The sequence below is a fragment of the Sorangium sp. So ce381 genome (assembly GCF_051473845.1).
Classification (GTDB): domain Bacteria; phylum Myxococcota_A; class Polyangia; order Polyangiales; family Polyangiaceae; genus Sorangium; species Sorangium atrum.
Genome location: NZ_CP150336.1, coordinates 7,139,697 through 7,157,785, shown reverse-complemented (window position 1 = coordinate 7,157,785; position 18,089 = coordinate 7,139,697). Strand labels below are relative to the sequence as shown.

Sequence of the window (18,089 nt, the reverse complement as noted above, 5' to 3'; positions counted from 1 at the left end):
GTTAGATGGCCGGGCGGCGCGATACACCAGTGGATTGCCCTCCTTGACCCCTTTGGGTTGAACCGTATAGTCAGCCAGACGGTCGGGCTGCTCACAAAGCGTGTCTGCCGGACCGTCGAGCCCACGACCGCAGCCCTGCGCGGGTTGCGGACGTGTGCGCCGTGGTTGCATCGTCCACCATCACATCATCGGAGGTTCGAATGGAACATTTGATTCGCCAGATCGCCCAGGATCGTCTCTGGAAGCAGTGGATCGCGGCCAACTCGTCCGGTGGGCCGACCCTCGACGCCGGCTGCATCTCGCGGAAGGAAGGGTGCATCTCGAAGAAGGCCGGCTGCATCTCGCGGAAGGAAGGGTGCATCTCGAAGAAGGCCGGCTGCATCTCGCGGAAGGAAGGCTGTATCTCGAAGAAGGCCGGCTGTATCAGCTGACGGGGCTCCGGGGGCGCGGGCGAGGCGGCAGGACCATGTTCTTCTTCCCGTGGTCTTCTGCCTCGCTCGCGCGCGTCCGGAAGGATGGGTGCTGCGCTTCTCGATGGCCGTTCAACCTTCTTCCTGGAGTCGACCGATGGACACCCACGGACCGACGCTCGCAGCGATGATCGATCAGGTCAGGGACATCCCTATCTACCGCCAGTCGATCGAGGAGGGCTCCTTCCCGATCCTGGAGAAGCCGGAGATCGCAAGAGGCTTTCCGGACAACTGGATGACCCCGAGGCTCGCCGAGGCGCTGAAGGTCGGCGAGGCGGAGCTCGTGCTCTCGACAGGGACCAACCACGCGCGGATGCAGATCATCCGCCCGCCGTTCTTCCTCCTGAAGTCGTACTACCGGCTGTGGAGCGAGCACCCCGACATCGCGGTCACCTGGCATGAGGGCTGCCAGCGCGCCTCGATCACCACGGTGCTGGCGACCGAGCACGTGGCGCGGCTCGCCGCGAGGCGGCGCGGCGCCGAGGTGCCGGCGCTCCCCAGCCTCGAGGATCGCCGGCTCGACGCGCGGACGCTCTATATCAACCTGCGGCTCGACCCGGCGCTCTGGGATCGCGGCGACGTCGAGCGCATGCTCGCCGAGATGACCGCCGTCCGAGAGGCGCACCCGCGACGCCTTTACCACGTCGACTGCGACGGCTATCACCTGGCTCACCTGGTGAAGAAGGCGCTCGACCTCGGAGCGTGGGAGCGCTTTCCGAGGCCGGCCAGCATCGTTCACGCCTACGAGCTCACGCCGAGGAACGTGCGGCGGTTCCTGGCGCAGCACTTCGAGTGCCCGATCGTCGACCTGTTCGGCAGCACGGAGCTCGGATATCTGTATTACAGCGATCGTCACGGCCGCTACTGGCCTCACCTCGACCAGATGCACCTGGAGCTGATCCCTGTCGAGGAGGGCAGCGCGATCTACAGCCTCATCGTCTCGAGCGTCCGCAACCCCTGCATGCCGCTCATCCGCTATCGCTCGGGCGACTGCGCCGAGACGGTCGACGGCTCCCCCGATCCGCTCCGGATCCGCCGGTTTTGCGGGCGCGAGCGGGAGCTCCTCTGGGCGCAGCCGAAGGGCCCGATCTCGCAGGCCGATCTCGACGACTGGATCGCCGTCTCCGCGCCGTCCATCTTCGTCTATCAGCTCCACGCGGAGGGACAGCGGCGGGGCCGATTGCTCTATACAACCTTCGACGGGGCACCCGTCGCCCCGGCCGGGGCGCGCGCGCTGCGAGAGCGGATCTGGGAGGGCGCCGGCCTCGACTGCGTCCTCGATCACCGCGCCCACATCGCGATCGGCAAGTCCGGGAAGTACGCATGGCTGGTGCAGGGCGGCGAGGCCGCGGAGCGAGGTAGCTCGTGACGATGGAACGACCCAGGGCGACGGCCGCCGCGCTGAAGGCGCTGCTCGACGGCGCGTTCTTCTCCGGCGTGGTGCGCCATTTCGTGCGGACGACCGGCGAGGAGCCCGCGACCGTCGAGCGCCAGGTGCTCGAATGCCTGCGGTACCTCTACCTGATATCGCGCTACCCGGAGCCGCTGGCCGGGCTGTTCTTGCCCGTGGAGCAGGCGATCGACGAGGTCTGGCACTACCTGATCTTGCAGACGCGGGAGTACCGTGAGCTGTGTGAGGAGCGCCTCCCGGGCCGCTTCTTCATCCATCACCGCAGCCTGCCCTACGAGGACTATCAGGAGGCGCAGGCCAGCCGGGAGCAGGCGATCGAGGAGGCGCTGCGCTGGCTGCCGCTCTACCGGGACGAGTTCGGCCCCTTCGACGAGGGCGCGCTGCCTCACTGGACGATGGTGCGCTTTCTCCACCAGCGCCTGGGCCTCTCCCTCGAGGCGATCGCGGCGCTCGACGCGGGAGACGGGGCCGCCCTGCCAGGCGTGGAGCGCGTCCCTTGAGCCTTCAGGCTGTCGTCGCCTTGCCCTCGCCCTCGCCCGCGCCCGCCACGTCCGTCAACACGCTGGTCCTGCTGCTTTGCCAGGTACTGGGGATCGCTTCTGTGGTGTCGGTCCAGTTCGCCGGCAGCGTGGTCGGTGAGCGGCTCGCGAGGGACATGCGGCTCGCGACGCTCCCGGTGGCCGTGCTCGTGCTGTCCTCGGCCCTGGGCACCTGGCCGGCCAGCCAGCTGATGCGCCGCTTCGGGCGCAAGCCCTGCTTCATCGCCGCGGCGCTCCTGTCCGCCGGCTGCCTCGCGCTCGCGGCGCACGCGGTGGACCGCTCCGATCTCCCGCTGTTCTGCGCGGCGGTCTCCGGCGTCGGCCTGCACGGCGCCTTCGTGCAGCAGTACCGCTTCGCGATCCTCGAAGGGCAGGAGAGCCACCGGGCGCCGCGCCTCCTGACCATGATCCAGCTCGCCAGCGCGCTCGGCATCGTCCCCGGGATCTCGCTCTTCGGCCTGCTCGAAGGGCGGACGTCCAGCGAGCTGCCCTCTGCCCTGCTCGTCCTTTCGGCGCTCCAGGTCGTCGCGGCGCTCGCGTTCGCCTCGTACCGGCCGCAGGAAGCGCGGGTCGCGGAGGCCTCCGCCGCGCCCGAGGCGGGGGCTCGCGCGCTGTACTGGCCCATGGTGGCGATGGGCGCCGGCGCTTTCCTGGTGATGAGCCTGATCATGGTGCCGACGCCGCTCCAGATGTGCGGCGTCGAGCAGAGCTCGATCCGGCAGGCGGGCTGGGTGATCGAGGTGCACCTCCTGAGCATGTACCTGCCTTCGCTCTCGGTCGGCGCCCTCCTGAAGCGGATGTCGATCGCGGCCCTCCAGGGGCTCGGGCTGCTGTTCCTGCTCGCGGGGTTCGTGATCAGCCTGGCTCCAGGGCTCGAAGGGCACCTGGTCGGGCTCTCGCTGGTCGGCGTCGGCTGGTGTTATGTGTTCGTGACCGCGACGACCCTTGTCGCGCGCAGCCGCTCCGGTCCCGAGCGCTTCCGGGCGCAGGGCGTCAATGATCTGTGCGTGTTCGCCGCCAGCGGCGCGGCGTCGCTCTCGTCCGGCGCGCTGCTGGCGGCGCTGGGGTGGAGCGGCCTCGTGCACCTCGGGGTGGCGCTGGTCCTGGGCTTGATGACGCTCGCGCTTCGCGTCCACCGCGCCTCGCGCCCGGCGCCGGCGCAGGGCGGCGCGCGTCTCTGAAGCGATCGCGCGGGGCCGCGATCGACGTTTCGCGCATTTTGCGCATTTCGCACCTTTCGCGCCTTTCGTGCGCCGATGTCCGGAGAGGGAGGTGAACATCATGTCTGACATGCAGTCGAATCGTTCAGGAGGCGACCCGGCGCCCATCGGCCCGCTCGACGCCGTCGTCGTCGGCGCCGGCTTCGCGGGCCTGTACATGCTCTACCGCCTGCGCCGGCTCGGCCTCTCGGTCCGCGTCTACGAGGCGGGCGGCGGGGTGGGCGGCACCTGGTACTGGAACCGCTACCCCGGCGCGCGCTGCGACATCGCCAGCATGGACTACTCCTATTCGTTTTCTCCGGAGCTCCAGCAGGAATGGACGTGGACCGAGCGATACGCCACGCAGCCGGAGATCCTGCGTTATCTCGAGCACGTCGCGGACAGGTTCGAGCTCCGCGCGCACATCCAGCTCCGGACGCGGGTGACCGCGGCTGCCTTCGACGAGGCGACGGATCGGTGGGTGATCCGGACCGACGACGGCGCCAGCGTGTCCGCCCGGTTCTTGATCATGGCGACCGGCTGCCTGTCCGCCGCGAAGGTGCCCGATCTCAAGGGGCTCGAGGCGTTCCGGGGCGAGCGATACCACACGAGCCACTGGCCGCACGGAGGCGTCGACTTCACCGGCAAGCGCGTCGGCGTCATCGGCACGGGCTCGTCCGGCGTCCAGGTCATCCCCGCCATCGCCGAGCAGGCGTCGCGCCTCTTCGTTTTCCAGCGGACGCCGTGCTTCAGCGTGCCCGCGCGCAACGCGCCCCTAGAGGCCGCTCATGAGTCGTGGATGAAGGCGAACTACGCGGAGCACCGGCAGAGGGCCCGCGAGACGCGCGCCGGGGTCATCATGGATGTCGACCCGCGGTCGGCGCTGGAGGTGTCGCCCGAGGAGCGGGAGCGCGCGTACCAGGCTCGCTGGGAGCAGGGCGGCACCGGCTTCCTCGCCACGTTCTCGGACGTGATGCGGTCCCGGGAAGCCAACGAGACCGCCGCCGAGTTCGTCCGATCCAGGATCCGCGCGGCGGTCCGCGACCCGGACGTCGCCGAGGCGCTCTCGCCGAGGGGGTATCCGCTGGGGACCCGGCGGCTCTGCGTCGACACCGGCTATTACGAGACCTTCAATCGGGAGAACGTCACGCTGGTCGACGTCAAGGCGTCGCCGATCGAGGAGATCACGAAGGCGGGGCTCCGGACGCGCAGCGCCGAGTACGCGCTCGACAGCCTCGTGCTCGCCACGGGCTTCGATGCCATGACGGGCGCCTTGACCCGGATCGAGCTCCGCGGGAGGGGCGGCGAGCCGCTCAAGGCGAGGTGGGCCGACGGCCCGCGTACGTACCTCGGCGTCGCCATCGCCGGCTTCCCGAACCTGTTCACGATCACCGGCCCTGGGAGCCCGTCCGTGTTCAGCAACGCGATCGTCTCCATCGAGCAGCACGTGGAGTGGATCGCGGACTGCATCGCCTACCTGCGAGAGCGCGGCTTCGCGCGCATCGAGGCCACGGCCGAGGCGGAGGACGGGTGGGTCGCGCACGCCAGAGAGGTGGCCGACGGCACGCTGTATCCGCTGGCCAGCTCCTGGTACGTCGGGGCGAACATCCCTGGCAAGCCGCGCGTCCTCATGCCCTATGCCGGGGGCGTCGGCGCCTACAGAAAGCGGTGCGAGGCGGTCGCGGCTCGGGGATACGAGGGGTTCTGCCTGTCGAGAGCAGGGTAGCCGCGTCCAACCGGGGAGGGCGCTCGTGATGGGCGCGATCGGCGCGGAGGCCGAGCACGTCGGCTCCCGCTTGCCCGGCCCCACCGGCGCCGTTCGCTGACTCGAAGGAAGACGCGCGAGGGGGCCATCTGCAGCGCGCAGCCGTCGGCTGCCCATCGCCTGGCGATCGTGGTAGCTGACCGCGGTGCCAGCCACACACGAACCGTCGTATCTGGTCCCGGAGGCCGTCGTCGCCTTCGATGAGGGCGCGCGGCAGGCGGTCTACGACGTCATCGCCCTGCGGCGCGACGTGCGGCAGTTCGAGCCCGGGCGCGCGCTCGACCGGGCTGTCCTGCGGCGCATCCTCGAGGCCGCGCACCTGGCGCCCAGCGTGGGATTCTCCCAGCCCTGGGGCTTCGTCGTCGTGCGTGACGAGGCGCAGCGCGCGCGCATCCGCGAGAGCTTCCTTCGCTGCCGTCAGGCGGAGGCTGCCCGTTTTCCGGCGGGCCGGCGCGAGCAGTACCTCTCCTACCGTCTCGAGGGGATCCTCGAGGCGTCGCTCAACGTGTGCGTAGCGGTCGACCTGAGGCCTCGGGGGGAGGCGATCCTGGGCACCATCGTCCAGCCGGAGGCGGTGCGCGCGAGCGCGTGCTGCGCGGTGCAGAACCTCTGGCTCGCCGCGCGCGCCGAGGGCGTCGGCGTCGGCTGGGTCAGCATCGTGGAGCCCGCCGTCCTCCGCGCCGAGCTGCGCCTCCCGCCGGGCGTGGAGCCGGTAGCGTACCTCTGCCTGGGCCACCCGGTCGCCTTCCGGCGGCGGCCGATGCTGGAAGAGAGCGGCTGGCGAGAGCGGCGCGCGCTCGATGAGGTCGTCCACGAACATGGCATCTGGCGAGACCGCGAGGACGCCGCGACGCCGGCGGCGGGCCGCGCGGGCGAGGCGCCGCGCTCATCGCTCCGGACGACGGCGATCCCACCGCTCGACGCCGTTGCCATGGAGGCCTCCCGCGCGCACCAGGCCACGCTCGGCCTGCCGGCGGGCAGCCTGGGGCGGATCGAGCAGCTCGCGGCGTGGTGGGCCGGCGTGCGTGGCGAGCTCCCGCTCCCGTTGCCCGCGCCGGGGCTGGCCGTGTTCTGCGCGGACCACGGCGTCGTCGCCGAGGGCGTGAGCGCTCACCCGTCGTCGGCGACGACGGCGAGGCTCGCGGACGTGATGGCCGGGGGCGCGGCGGTCTCGGCGCTGGCGGCGCGCCACGGCGTGCGGCTCGTGGCGGTGGATGTCGGCCTCACGGGCGATCTCTCGGCGTTGCCGTGTGCGCCGGTCGTCCCGCTGGTGCCGCGGGTGGTTCGGCGCGGCACCGGAAACCTGCGGCGCGAGCCGGCGATGACGCGCGACGAGGCGGCTCGCGCGATGGAGGCGGGCGCCGAGACCGCCCGCGCGCTCGCCGCGGAGGGCGTCACGCTGGCGGGCATCGGCGACATCGGGATCGGCAACACGACGGCGGCGACAGCGATCCTGTGTGCTCTCACGGGCGCGCCGCCGGCGAGCCTCGCGGGACCGGGCGCCGGCCTCGACGCGGAGGCCGTCGCGCGCAATGCCTGTGTCGTCGCCGACGCGCTCGCGCTCCACGCGCCCGATCCCACGGACCCTCTCGACGTGCTGGCGAAGGTCGGCGGGCTGGAGATCGCCGCGATGGCCGGCTTCGCGCTCGAGGCCGCGCGGCTGCGGGTGGGCGTCGTCGTCGATGGGCTGACGGCGTGCGCCGCGGCCCTCTGCGCCGTGAGGATGGCCCCGGCGCTCCGGCCATGGCTCCTCGCGGCGCACCGCTCGGCCGAGCCCGCGGCGGCCCTCGCGCTCACCGAGCTCGGGCTCGATCCGCTCTTCGATCTCGGACTAGGGGTGGGCGAGGGGATCGGCGCCGTGCTCGGGTTGCACCTCGTCGGCGCCTGCGTCTCGACGCTGAGCGGGCTCGACCCTCGTCGCGAGCTCGCGCGCAGCTCCGGTGCTCACGGGGTCGTGGTCTCCGTCTCCGCCTCCGGCGCCGGATCCTTGTAGAACGCCACGTCGTCGATCCACACGCTGAATTGACGGCTCGCTGCGAAGCGGAACTGGACGGCCCAGACTTTCGTCAGGTCGACCGCCTCGAACGCCTGGCCCCAGCCGGACTGCTTGAGGCTGGCGAAGGGCACCTTGATTTGAGTCCAGCAATTCGTCAGCGTGACGGTCTTGGTGAAGTGATCGCTGCATCCGCCGTCAGCAGAGGTGCAGACGCCGCCATCCTGCCAGGTCTGCGTGTCGACGACGTCCACGAGCACCTTGTTGTAGGAGCCTTTGTCGGCGTAGGCAAAGAAGGTGACGCCGCTGAACTCGGAGGCGTTGTAGAGGCCCAGCTGGGACGACGAAGCGCTGTTCAGCTGGAAGCCGAAGAGGGCTCCCCAGCTCTCGAACAGGTCGTCGGCCACGACGTGCGCTGCCAACGTGCTGTCTCCGCGCGGCGCTTCGAGGAGGCTCATCACGAACTGCTCGCCGACTCCGGGCGTTTGCGTCCCCTTGCCATCGTTCGCCACGAACCAGAGCCCTTGCCGTGGGTTCGTTTCATCTTCCACGTCGATGATGAAATGGTCGTCATCTTCCATGTCGTCGATCAACGACAGTTCCAGCGTGGGGTCGCCCAGCGGCGGCGCTGGGCATCCGCCCCCTGCTCCTCCACCGCCCGCCTCCCCGCCAGCGCCGCCTTCGCCGCCAGCGCCCCCGCCTCCCGCGTCCGTGCCGCCGGCGCCGCCTTCACCGCCAGCGCCCCCGCCTCCCGCGTCCGTGCCGCCGGCGCCGCCTTCGCCGCCGGCGCCCCCGGCGCCGCCCTTCCCTACCTCGTATAACTTATCGAAGCCGAAGATCTGGGCACATCCAACCCCGAGCACCGCAATGAGGCACCCGCTGGTCCACCGCGCAAAAGCCAGCTTGCTGTTCATGGTCATGGAAGGGATCTCCGAGAAGCTTCGGCCAATCACGATAGGACGCTGCGTGCCAGAATGGAAGCGCGTCGGTCGCGACGCGAGCCGCCGCGGCGCGGGCGCGAGACAGCGGCTTTCGGCCCCTCGCCGGCCCAGCGCTGCTCAGCCTGTCGAATCAAGGCAGCTCGGCAGCGCGCGGCGACCGTTCCCTACATGATATATCGGCGTGAGGAAGCCTCCGCCATCGCCTGTTGGCGACTCGGCAGCTCTGGCGAGCTCCCTGGCGACAGCCCTGTGACGTCAACCGTGTCACGGCGCTGGGGGCGCGCTCTTCCTCGACCGTGCATCGCAATACCGTAGGTGCCGAGTTGCGCGGACGCACGGCGCGGAGCGTTAGAGCGAAGTCGATGAGCTGACCGCGTTACCGATCGTGGCGTGGCATCACCGGGTGTTACCGATCGTGGCGCGGCGTCCGTCAACACGCGCCCTCGGCGCGGCGCCGGCGGGCCGCGCCGGCGAGCGCGAGCCCGAGCAGCGCCGCCTGGACGAGGCATGTCTCCACGGCAGGGTAGATGCCGAGCGCGGTGAATCGAGGGAGCGGCAGCCGGTGGACCGGCAGCAGCCCGCAGAGCTGGAAGGCGGCCACGGCGCGGCCGGCGAGCGGGACGCACAGCAGACAGGCGAGCCAGGCTGGAGGGCTCCCCCAGCGGCGCGCGGTCGCCCGGCTCGCGCGGGTGACCAGCGCCGCGCCGGCGGCGAGCAGCGCGAGCGTGATCGACACGCCGGCCACGGCGGGCGGCGCGACGGGGAGCGTCACCCCGAGCGCGGCATCGAGCCCCGAGAACGCCGCGCCGAAGCCGGCCAGCAGCGCGGCCGCGAACACGGCCGCTCGGCCGCCTCGCGACAGGCCGTCACGCGACGGATCGTGCGAGCGCATCTGCCGCGCGTCGCGCCGCCAGGCGAGCGCCGCCGCACCGGCGAGCGCCAGCGCGAGCGCGATCGTCGCGCCTGCCGTGAGCGTTCGCCAGAAGCCGCTCATGTGCCCGAGCGCCGCCGCGACCCAGGCGGCGAGCGCGAGCAGCAGCGCCGCGCCCGACGCGACGTGGACGACACGCCGGCTCCGCGACGAAGCGACGGCGGCGAGCGCGGCCAGGAAGAGCGCGGCAGCGGCGAGCTCGCGCAGCAACGAGCGGCTCGAGACCTGGGCCACGAGCCGACCTGGCGCGCCCCCGGACCGCGCGAGCGCCACCTCGGCGTACGTCGCGTCGCGCAGGAGCGTGGCCATGCCCGCGTCGAGCGCCTCCGTCGTCGCGCCTGCCGAGAGCTCCGCTCGCAGGGCAAAGGCGCCGTCGCCGAGATCGTTCGCGAGCGCCTCGTTCACGGTGCGGACGCTCGCCTCGGCCGCGTCGATGCCGTCGAGCTGGGCCGTGCTGAGCGCCGCGCGCGCATCGGCGAGCCTGCCCTCGCGCAGCGCGGCGCGCCCCCTGTCGAGCGCCGCGCGCGCGGCGGAGAGGGGATGTGACGCGGCCTCGCGGCCATAGGCGACGCGCCGCCGGAGCTCCGCGAGGAGCGCCGCGTGCCGCTCGGCGGGGATCCCGCGCGCGGAGAGCTCGGCGCGCAGGTCCGCGTCGGAGCGGACCGCGAGCTCGACCGTGGAGTAGTCCGGCAGATCGAGCGGCCTCGGGCTCTCGCCGGGCTGCGGGTGGTGGAGGCCGGCGACGTGGAAGGCGAGGTCCCAGCGGTCGCGGGCGGAGAGGAAGGTGAACGGCACCATGGCCGTGCCGCTGACGCCGAATCGAACCGCGGACTCGATACCCACGGGCGCGAGCTGCTCGGCGATGATCGCGTCGTGGAAGTTCGCCGGGTGCGGGACCAGGGTCGCCGCGCGCCGGGTATCGGCGTATCCCGTCGGGCCGTGGCAGGTGGCGCAGTTCTCCTGGTAGAGGGCCGCGCCGCGCTCCGCGTCTGGCCGCGAGAGCGGCGCTTCCGCCAGCCGGAACGCGGCCGCGACCCGGTCGCGCGCGCCCCTGGCCGCGATGGCCACCTGATCTGGAGCGACCTTCGCCTCGACGAGCTCGCGCACGCCGACGATGCCCTGCGCGAGGTCGCCCGCCCCGGCCTCGATCGCGGACGGCTGGATGCGGGTGGCGACCAGGATCGCCTCGCCGAGCAGCGCCAGCTGCTCGTCATACTCGATGACGCTGGTGACGGCGCCGTTCGCAACGCACCCGCCATAATCCATGGCGACGTAGCCGAGCACATGGACGAGGCGGCGCGCCTCGACCTCGGCCGGCTCCCCCGGGTCCGCCAGCGCAGGGCGCTCGCCCAGGAGCAGGACGGCTGCCATGGCGGCCGCGCCGACCGTCGCCATGGCGGTGAGCCCGGCCGTCGCTGCTCGCGGGATTCGCGGGATTCGCGAGGTGGAGACGGCCCGCGTTGGCAACCCAGCGCACACCCCCGTCGCGATCTTGCGCTCGGGTTCCGCGCTGAGAGTCAGAAATCGAGATGACACATATCCCTCATACAATCGAAAAAGGCTTCATGCTAGCTTCCCTCGATCGTGCACCGATCCCGTTGCTCGACGACAATGCTTTGAGGTCCTCCTGATGATGATCCTGCCGCGTGGCGCTCAGGGGCGCCGCATCAGCTGGCCAGGGAGCAGAAAGATTTTGCAAGACTGACCTGCCGCTGTCGCTCGAGGCGGCTACGGGCGAAGGCCCCGGCGTCCAGCCTCCGTGCAAGAGCAAGCGGACGCGACAGAGCGCTGGGACGACGAGGGCCAATCGTCGGCGCCGGGCACGCATTCAGTGTCGGCAGTGTCGGCGCGCTCGTTTGACAGTGTCGGTGGAATTTTATTGTGCTTTGAGCGCGCCCCGGCAATCGCTGCGCCCCAGCGTTGCCCAGAGACCGGATTGGTCTGCCATCGGTGCGAGGCTCTCCGATTTAAGATGATCTCTCAAAACTGTTTTCGGTAAGATGGTAGCAGCGCATTCACGTCCGATGCGCTGATCGCGCGCTGTATGAGGCGCGATGCGATCGCTGGCGTGACCGCGCCGGGAAGGCGCCCTGCTCGCCGCATGGCGAGCGTTTGTCGGAGGCAAGGCGGGATGAATCAGGAAGCACGGAGGGTGAAGCAATGAAATTGAACCCCGGACATCTGGCCGCAGCGTCGGTGGCAGTGACGATGGCGTGGGCCGGCCAGGCGGCCGCCCAGTCGGTGATGAGGCAGCCCTATCTGCAATCGTTGACGCCCAGCTCGGTCTACGTGGTGTGGACGACCGACGTGGGCACGAACAGCCGCGTGCGCTACGGCACCGATCCAGCGAACCTGACGCAGACGGTGGATCTCGGCGCGATCGCGACCCAGCACGAGGTGCTCGTCGGCGGGCTCACGCCGAACACCCGCTACTATTACAGCGTCGGTACATCGAGCGCGGTGCTGGCCGGCGGCTCCTCCTCCTTCTACTTCGAGACGGCGCCGCCCGTATCCACGCCGAAGAAGTTCCGGGCGTGGATCATCGGCGACACCGGCTACGGCGGCACAGCGCCCTGGGCCACGCGAGACGCGATGCTGAGCGTCGTCGGCGCGTACCGCCCCAACCTGTTCCTGCACATGGGGGACATGGCGTACAACTTCGGCACCACCGAGGAGTTCACCAACGGCTTCTTCAATCAGTACGCAACGATCCTTCGCAACACGGTCGTGTGGCCGACGTTCGGCAACCACGAGGGCCTGAGCTCCGACTCGGCGACGCAGACCGGTCCTTATTACACCGCCTACGTGCTCCCCGCCGCCGGGGAGGCCGGAGGGGTCCCCTCCGGTACGGAGGCTTACTATTCGTACGACTATGCGAACGTCCACTTCGTCGTGCTCGACGGCTATGGCTCCTCGCGTTACTCGACCGGCGCGATGGCGGACTGGCTCGCCGCCGATCTCGCCGCGACGGAACAGGACTGGATCGTCGCGTACATGCACTTTCCGATGTACACGAAGGGCACCCACGACTCGGACGAGGACTGGCTGACCATCGAGCACCGGGAGTACCTCCTGCCCATCCTCGACGCGGGAGGGGTCGACCTGGTGCTCTCGGGCCATTCGCACAACTACGAGCGCTCGTTCCTCGTGGACGGCGCCTACGATACGCCGACCACGGCGGCCGGGCACATCGTCGACGGGCGCGACGGCAAGCCGCTCGGCGACGGCCCCTACGTGAAGCTCCCTGGCAAGGGGAGCCACGAAGGTGCGGTCCATGTCGTCGCCGGCCACGGCACGTACGTGGGCGGCTCCGGAGGCCACCCGCTCATGTACTTCAGCGAGGCGCAGAGCGGCTCGTGCCTCCTCGACGTCGAGGACAACCGGCTCACGGTGTCCAACGTTCGTTACGATGGCGTGATCACCGATCGCTTCGCGATGGTGAAGGGAACGGCCATCGACGTTGCGGCGCCCGACGGCGGGGAGCGCCTGTCCCCGGGCGGTATCTTCCCGATCCGCTGGGCGACTGTCGGGAACATCCCCTCCGTGCGGATCGAGTACACGACCGACGACGGCGCGACCTGGAACACGATCACGAGCAGCGCGGCCAACACGGGCCGCTACAACTGGGTGGTTCCCTCCATCGACACGACGACGGCCCTCGTGCGCGTCTCCGACGCCGAGCACCCGCTGCTCTCCGACGAGAGCAACGCCGGGTTCACGATCCAGAGCCTCCCCCGCACGCCGGTCTACTTCGGCGATTACTGGGTTTACGACGACCTGGGCGTCGACCGGGGTACGGCCTGGCGAAACCTCACGTACGACGACTCCTCGTGGAAGGGCGGCTGGGGGCAGCTCGGCTACGGCGACGGCGGGGAGGGCACGACCCTCTACCGGGCCACGCCGTCGTATCCCACGGCCTACTTCCGGAAGATCATCCCGATCGACGGGCCGGTCGCGCAGGCGACCATGAAGCTCATCCACGACGACGGTGTCGTCGTCTGGCTCAACGGCACCCAGGTGGCCTCGAAGCGCGTGACCGGCACGGCCTACGGTGACTATGCGTCCGCGGAGTCGCGCGACGACGAGCTCACCACGGTGACGGTCCCCCCGAGCTCTTTCGTGGTCGGGAGCAACATCCTCGCCGTGATGGTCAAGCAAGCGGCCCCCAATTCGACCGATCTGTCCTTCGACATGGAGCTGACGCTCACCTATGCGCCGCCTGGCAGCGGGAGCAGCAGCAGCTCGAGCTCGTCCAGCAGTTCGAGCTCGTCCAGCACGAGCTCATCCAGCAGCACGAGCGTATCGAGCTCGTCCAGCAGCACGAGCGTATCGAGCACGAGCAGCAGCAGCTCGAGCGCATCCAGCACGAGCACGGGCAGCGTCATGATGACCAGCGCGATGAGCGTGGGCAGCAGCGGATCGGGCGGGTCGGGCGGGGCCGGCGGCGCCGGCTCCGGAGGCACGCCCGTGTGCAGGACCGTGCAGCGCGGCACCTTCGGCACGGTCTGGGACGCGACGCTCTGGTCGGCCTCGCCGACCTACAAGGAGGGGTCGTACCCGTCGATCTACACGGGCGGAGCCGGCACCGGAGGCTTCCGTGCTGCGCTCGTCTGGTTCGACCTCTCGTTCATCCCCGCGGGCGCGCCGGTCTACTCGGCCACCTTGACGATGAATCAGGTGTACAAGGCGGCGGTCACCACCGTTCGTCTCCACGAGGCCCTCGCGCCCTGGGGCGAGACGACAGTGAGCTGGAACAGCTACAACCAGAGCTGGGAGCAGCTCAGCTTCGCGTCGATCGTCACCATCAACGGCACAGGCGATCGGACCGCCGACCTCACCGACCTGGTGCAGGACTGGGTGAGCGGCGTCCTCCCGAATTACGGGTTCGTGATGGAAGAGGACGCGGCGGGGTCGACGCAGTGGCGGGCCAGCGAAGACACAACGGCGTCGCGCCGCCCGCGCCTCGAGGTCTGCTACGCAGAGTGAGCGCGCAGGGCGACGCCCCGGCGGGCAGCGCCGGCCGGCCTCGTCGCCCCCTGCGCGTCCAGGATCTCCGATCCATCCCTGTTGAGCGCTGAGCGCCGCGCTGGCCAGCTTGGTTGCGCGGCCCAGCCGCACTGTCTACGCTCGTCCGCCGAACAGCGAGCGATCCGCGAGCGCCGCGGCGGGCTGTCGGGGCCCGCCGCTGGCGCGCGGCGGCGCTGAGAGGGAGGGGAGCGTCCATGTGCGGCATTGCTGGATGGGTGGACTACGAGCGCGATCTGACGCTGGAGCGCGATGTCCTGCAGACGATGACGGCGACGATGAAGCTCCGCGGCCCGGACGACGAAGGAATATGGCTCGCTCCGCGCGCGGGCCTCGGGCACCGCCGCCTCGCCATCATCGATCTCGAGGGGGGCCGCCAGCCGATGATCGCCGACGAGGGCGGCGCGCCGGTGGCCGTGCTCATCTACACGGGCGAGGTCTACAATTTCCGCGAGCTGCGCGGCGAGCTCGAGGCCCGGGGCCACCGCTTCAAGACCCACAGCGACACCGAGGTCGTGCTCCATGCGTATCTCGAGTGGGGCGCGGGCTTCCCCCGGCGGCTGAACGGAATGTTCGCCTTCGCCCTCTGGGACGTCCGCGCGGAGGAGCTCCTGCTCGTCCGGGATCGGCTGGGCATCAAGCCGCTGTTCTACCAGCAGATCGGCTCGGCGGTGCTCTTCGGCTCGGAGCCCAAGGCCATCCTCGCGAACCCGCTCGCGTCGCCGGTCGTGGACGTGGGCGGCCTGCGCGAGCTCCTCGCCTTCGTCAAGACACCGGGGGCCTCCGTGTTCCGCGACATGCGAGAGGTCCGCCCAGGCCATGTCGTGCACGTGCGGAGGGATGGGATCTCCGAGCGCCGCTACTGGGCGCTCGAGTCCAGGCCGCACGAGGACGACCTGCAGGCCACGATCCGCGCGGTCCGCGAGCTGCTCGAGGACACCGTGGCGCGACAGCTCATCTCCGATGTGCCCCTTTGCTCGCTCCTGTCCGGAGGGCTCGACTCGAGCGCCGTCACCGCCCTCGCGCAGAGGGCGCTCAGGGCGGAGGGCGCCGGGCCCGTGCGCTCCTTCTCGGTCGAGTTCGCGGGGCACGCCGAGCACTTCACGCCGGACGCGCTGCGCAGCACGCAGGACACGCCGTACGTCGCCGAGGTCGCGCGGCACGTCGGGTCGGACCACGCGGGGATCGTGCTCTCCGCAGCGCAGCTGGCCGACCCCGGGGTCCGCGCCGCGGTGCTCCGCGCCCGGGATGTCCCGATCGCGTTCGGCGACATGGATGCTTCGCTGTACCTCCTCTTCCGCGCCATCCGGGAGCGCTCCACGGTGGCGCTGTCCGGCGAGTCGGCCGACGAGGTCTTCGGCGGATACCTCTGGTTCCACGACCCGGAGACGGTGGCGGCGGAGACGTTCCCCTGGATCGCCATGCGCAGGAAGATCCGGGGCGTGGGCGCCGCCACTCAGCTGCTCGCCCCCGCGCTCCTCGCGCAGATCGACCTTCCGGGCCACGTCGCCGCGCGCTACCGGGAAGCCCTCGCCGAGGTCCCGCGCTTGCCTGGCGAGGACGGAGCGGAGCGGCGCATGCGGGAGATAAGTTATCTGCACCTGACGCGGTTCCTGCCGATCCTGCTCGACCGCAAGGATCGCATGAGCATGGCGACCGGCCTGGAGGTCCGGGTCCCGTTCTGCGACCACCGGCTCGTGGAGTACGTCTTCAACGCACCCTGGTCGATGAAGACCTTCGATGGGCGCGAGAAGAGCCTGCTGCGCGCCGCGTCCGAGGATCTCCTGCCGCGCTCGGTGCTCGACCGGCGCAAGAGTCCGTATCCGTCGACGCAGGATCCGGCCTATTCGGAGCGGCTCCGAGGCCAGCTCGCTGAGCTCCTCGCCCGGAAGGACGCGCCGGTGCTGCCGCTCCTCGACATGGCCCGCGCCCGCGCCGTCGCCTCGGAGTCGGGAGGAGCGGTCGATGAGATCCTCCGGTCGAGCATGCATCAGGTGCTCCTGCTCGACGACTGGCTGACGCGTTATCGGATCAACCTCGCGCTCTGAGCCGCCGCGGCTGGCGCCGGCGGCGAGCGCGACAGCGGCCGTGCCCGGAGGGCAGGATCGCGCCGCCGAGCCGCCGGCGGGCTCATGTGTCAACCGCCGGTTGACGTCGTTGACGGCGGTCCATGACAGCGGCGAGCGTGCCTGTTCGCCGAGGCGGGTGAAACCCTGTCCTTCAGCGGAAAAGTGCAATCATGGTGCCCTGAACGGCGGCCGCTGTCGATGGCGCGCTATGGCCCGGGCATTGCTCTCACGTCATGACAAGACATCACGAAGACATGGCGAGGACATGACGACCCGAGGGGGAGGGGTGCCGAGAGGGAGTGAAGGGTGGGGGTCGTCGGTCGCGCGCAACGTTAACGATTGAGGGATAAACTCATGAGCTTGAGATTGACCTATGCTTTCGGTGCCCTGTTGTCGTTCGGTATCGTCGGCTGCCTCGCGGCAGACGGCGCCGACCTGGATGTGGACGTGGACTCGGCGAGCGACGCGCTCAGCGCCGTCAGGATCGAGGCCGAGAACCAGAACTGGTCCATCTCGTCGGGCGACAAGATCGAAGACAACGCGGACAACGTGAAGCTCCGCGCCAACCAGAGCGGCGATACCTTCAAGTTCTCCGCGTCGGTCGCGTCTGGCACGTACAAGATCGTCCTTCGTTACGCCAAGCGGAACGTGTACGGCAAATACGAGCTCGCCGTGAAGGGATCGTCGGTGAAGTCCTTCGACGCGTATGGCTCCTCCACCGGCGACAGCTGGACGACCGCGACGCTCGGGGAGAAATCGCTCTCTGGCAACGTCGAGTTCGCGCTCACGTGCAAGGGCAAGAGCTCCTCGTCGTCCGGGTACGACCTGAAGGTCGACTACATCGAGCTCGTGCCGGTGGGCGGCGGCGACTCTGGCGGGAGCTCGGGCGGCAGCAGCTCTGGCGGCACCACGACGGCGGGGAGCGGCGGCGTCGTCAGCTCGACGATCGTCGTGAAGGCGGGCGAGACGTTCGACGGCGGCGGCAAGCGGTACATCGCCGACAAGAACACGCTCGGGGACGGCAGCCAGGCCGAGGACCAGAAGCCGGTGTTCAAGCTCGAGGACGGCGCGAAGCTGAAGAACGTGGTCCTCGGCGCGCCGGCGGCCGACGGCATCCACACGTACGGCAACGTCACGCTCGAGAACATCGTCTGGGAGGACATCGGCGAAGACGCCCTGACGGTCAAGAAGTCCGGCACCGTGGTGCTGAACGGCGGCTCCGCGAAGAACGGCGACGACAAGGTGTTCCAGATCAACGCGGCCAGCACGTTCAAGGTGTCGAATTTCACGGCGCAGAACGCCGGCAAGTTCATCCGGCAGAACGGCGGGACCGACTTCAAGGTCGATGTCTTCATCGACCGGTGCGACATCTCGAAGATGAAGGAGTCCATCTTCAGGACGGACAGCAGCAGCAGCAGCGTGACGATGACGAACACCCGCTACAGCGGCATCGGCAAGGAGCTCTTCATGGGCGTGAGCTCCTCGAAGATCACGACGTCCAACAACACGCAATACTGACCCGGCAGACGTCTGGCTGTCCTTGGCCAGACGTCGCGCCACGGCGAGGGGACGATCCGCGGCGTGCTCCAGATGGACGAGCGATGGCCGGCCGAGCTCTCGCCGCATCACCAGGGCAGGCGCGTCCTCGCGGGCGCGCCTGAGCGCCCTGGCGCGGTGTCAAGGGTCAAGGAGACTCCGCTCCGGATCCATCGCTCCGGCGGAGTGGCGAGCCGCTCGGAGCGGTGC

At 70.1% G+C, this 18,089-nt stretch carries 11 protein-coding genes; 9 read left to right on the top strand and 2 right to left on the bottom strand.

The features are described from left to right. Positions 1–200 precede the first annotated feature (200 nt). The 6 genes from WMF29_RS26655 to cobT all read left to right on the top strand — a co-directional run bounded on the left by WMF29_RS26655 (position 201) and on the right by cobT (position 7,377). Positions 201–431 carry a hypothetical protein gene (locus WMF29_RS26655; RefSeq protein WP_437322954.1) on the top strand — a complete coding sequence of 77 codons (231 nt, stop codon included), beginning with the start codon at positions 201–203 and terminating at the stop codon, positions 429–431. A 136-nt stretch (positions 432–567) separates the two neighbouring features. Further along, a complete protein-coding gene (locus WMF29_RS26650; protein WP_437322953.1) occupies positions 568–1,839 on the top strand; it encodes a hypothetical protein in 1,272 nt (423 codons plus the stop codon). A gap of 2 nt (positions 1,840–1,841) precedes the next feature. Then, the gene (locus WMF29_RS26645) at positions 1,842–2,381 is read left to right on the top strand and encodes a glycine-rich domain-containing protein (protein ID WP_437322952.1); all 540 of its coding nucleotides are present in this window, start codon (positions 1,842–1,844) and stop codon (positions 2,379–2,381) included. After that, positions 2,378–3,601 carry an MFS transporter gene (locus WMF29_RS26640; protein WP_437322951.1) on the top strand — a complete coding sequence of 408 codons (1,224 nt, stop codon included), beginning with the start codon at positions 2,378–2,380 and terminating at the stop codon, positions 3,599–3,601. Before WMF29_RS26645 ends, WMF29_RS26640 begins: the two co-directional genes overlap by 4 nt. A gap of 100 nt (positions 3,602–3,701) precedes the next feature. After that, entirely contained in the window at positions 3,702–5,345 is a 1,644-nt protein-coding gene (locus tag WMF29_RS26635) for a flavin-containing monooxygenase (RefSeq protein ID WP_437322950.1), read from the top strand. A gap of 184 nt (positions 5,346–5,529) precedes the next feature. Next, positions 5,530–7,377 (top strand): nicotinate-nucleotide--dimethylbenzimidazole phosphoribosyltransferase, encoded by a 1,848-nt coding sequence (cobT, locus tag WMF29_RS26630; RefSeq protein ID WP_437322949.1) that lies wholly within the window; start codon positions 5,530–5,532, stop codon positions 7,375–7,377. Here cobT and WMF29_RS26625 read toward each other — a convergent pair. Both WMF29_RS26625 and WMF29_RS26620 read right to left on the bottom strand, forming a co-directional pair. Continuing rightward, the gene (locus tag WMF29_RS26625; protein WP_437322948.1) at positions 7,329–8,291 is read right to left on the bottom strand and encodes a hypothetical protein; all 963 of its coding nucleotides are present in this window, start codon (positions 8,289–8,291) and stop codon (positions 7,329–7,331) included. The genes cobT and WMF29_RS26625 overlap by 49 nt on opposite strands. Before the next feature lie 457 nt (positions 8,292–8,748). Further along, entirely contained in the window at positions 8,749–10,644 is a 1,896-nt protein-coding gene (locus WMF29_RS26620) for a c-type cytochrome (protein WP_437322947.1), read from the bottom strand. A gap of 765 nt (positions 10,645–11,409) precedes the next feature. Between WMF29_RS26620 and WMF29_RS26615 the strand changes: the two genes are divergently transcribed. From WMF29_RS26615 to WMF29_RS26605, 3 genes are all read left to right on the top strand, one after another. After that, positions 11,410–14,235 carry a DNRLRE domain-containing protein gene (locus tag WMF29_RS26615; RefSeq protein ID WP_437322946.1) on the top strand — a complete coding sequence of 942 codons (2,826 nt, stop codon included), beginning with the start codon at positions 11,410–11,412 and terminating at the stop codon, positions 14,233–14,235. Positions 14,236–14,471: 236 nt separating this feature from the next. Beyond that, entirely contained in the window at positions 14,472–16,322 is a 1,851-nt protein-coding gene (gene asnB / locus WMF29_RS26610; RefSeq protein WP_437322945.1) for an asparagine synthase (glutamine-hydrolyzing), read from the top strand. A gap of 876 nt (positions 16,323–17,198) precedes the next feature. Next, complete coding sequence (locus WMF29_RS26605; protein WP_373372186.1) at positions 17,199–17,861, top strand: pectate lyase; 663 nt, start codon at positions 17,199–17,201, stop codon at positions 17,859–17,861. The last annotated feature ends 228 nt before the right edge of the window (positions 17,862–18,089 follow it).

What these genes read in the sequence shown, in the direction of transcription:
- WMF29_RS26625 (WP_437322948.1), bottom strand. Translation starts at nt 8,291, where the DNA reads ATGAACAGCAAGCTGGCTTTTGCGCGGTGGACCAGCGGGTGCCTCATT.
- WMF29_RS26645 (WP_437322952.1), top strand. Translation starts at nt 1,842, where the DNA reads ATGGAACGACCCAGGGCGACGGCCGCCGCGCTGAAGGCGCTGCTCGAC.
- WMF29_RS26655 (WP_437322954.1), top strand. Translation starts at nt 201, where the DNA reads ATGGAACATTTGATTCGCCAGATCGCCCAGGATCGTCTCTGGAAGCAG.
- asnB (WP_437322945.1), top strand. Translation starts at nt 14,472, where the DNA reads ATGTGCGGCATTGCTGGATGGGTGGACTACGAGCGCGATCTGACGCTG.
- WMF29_RS26615 (WP_437322946.1), top strand. Translation starts at nt 11,410, where the DNA reads ATGAAATTGAACCCCGGACATCTGGCCGCAGCGTCGGTGGCAGTGACG.
- WMF29_RS26650 (WP_437322953.1), top strand. Translation starts at nt 568, where the DNA reads ATGGACACCCACGGACCGACGCTCGCAGCGATGATCGATCAGGTCAGG.
- WMF29_RS26620 (WP_437322947.1), bottom strand. Translation starts at nt 10,644, where the DNA reads ATGGCGACGGTCGGCGCGGCCGCCATGGCAGCCGTCCTGCTCCTGGGC.
- WMF29_RS26635 (WP_437322950.1), top strand. Translation starts at nt 3,702, where the DNA reads ATGTCTGACATGCAGTCGAATCGTTCAGGAGGCGACCCGGCGCCCATC.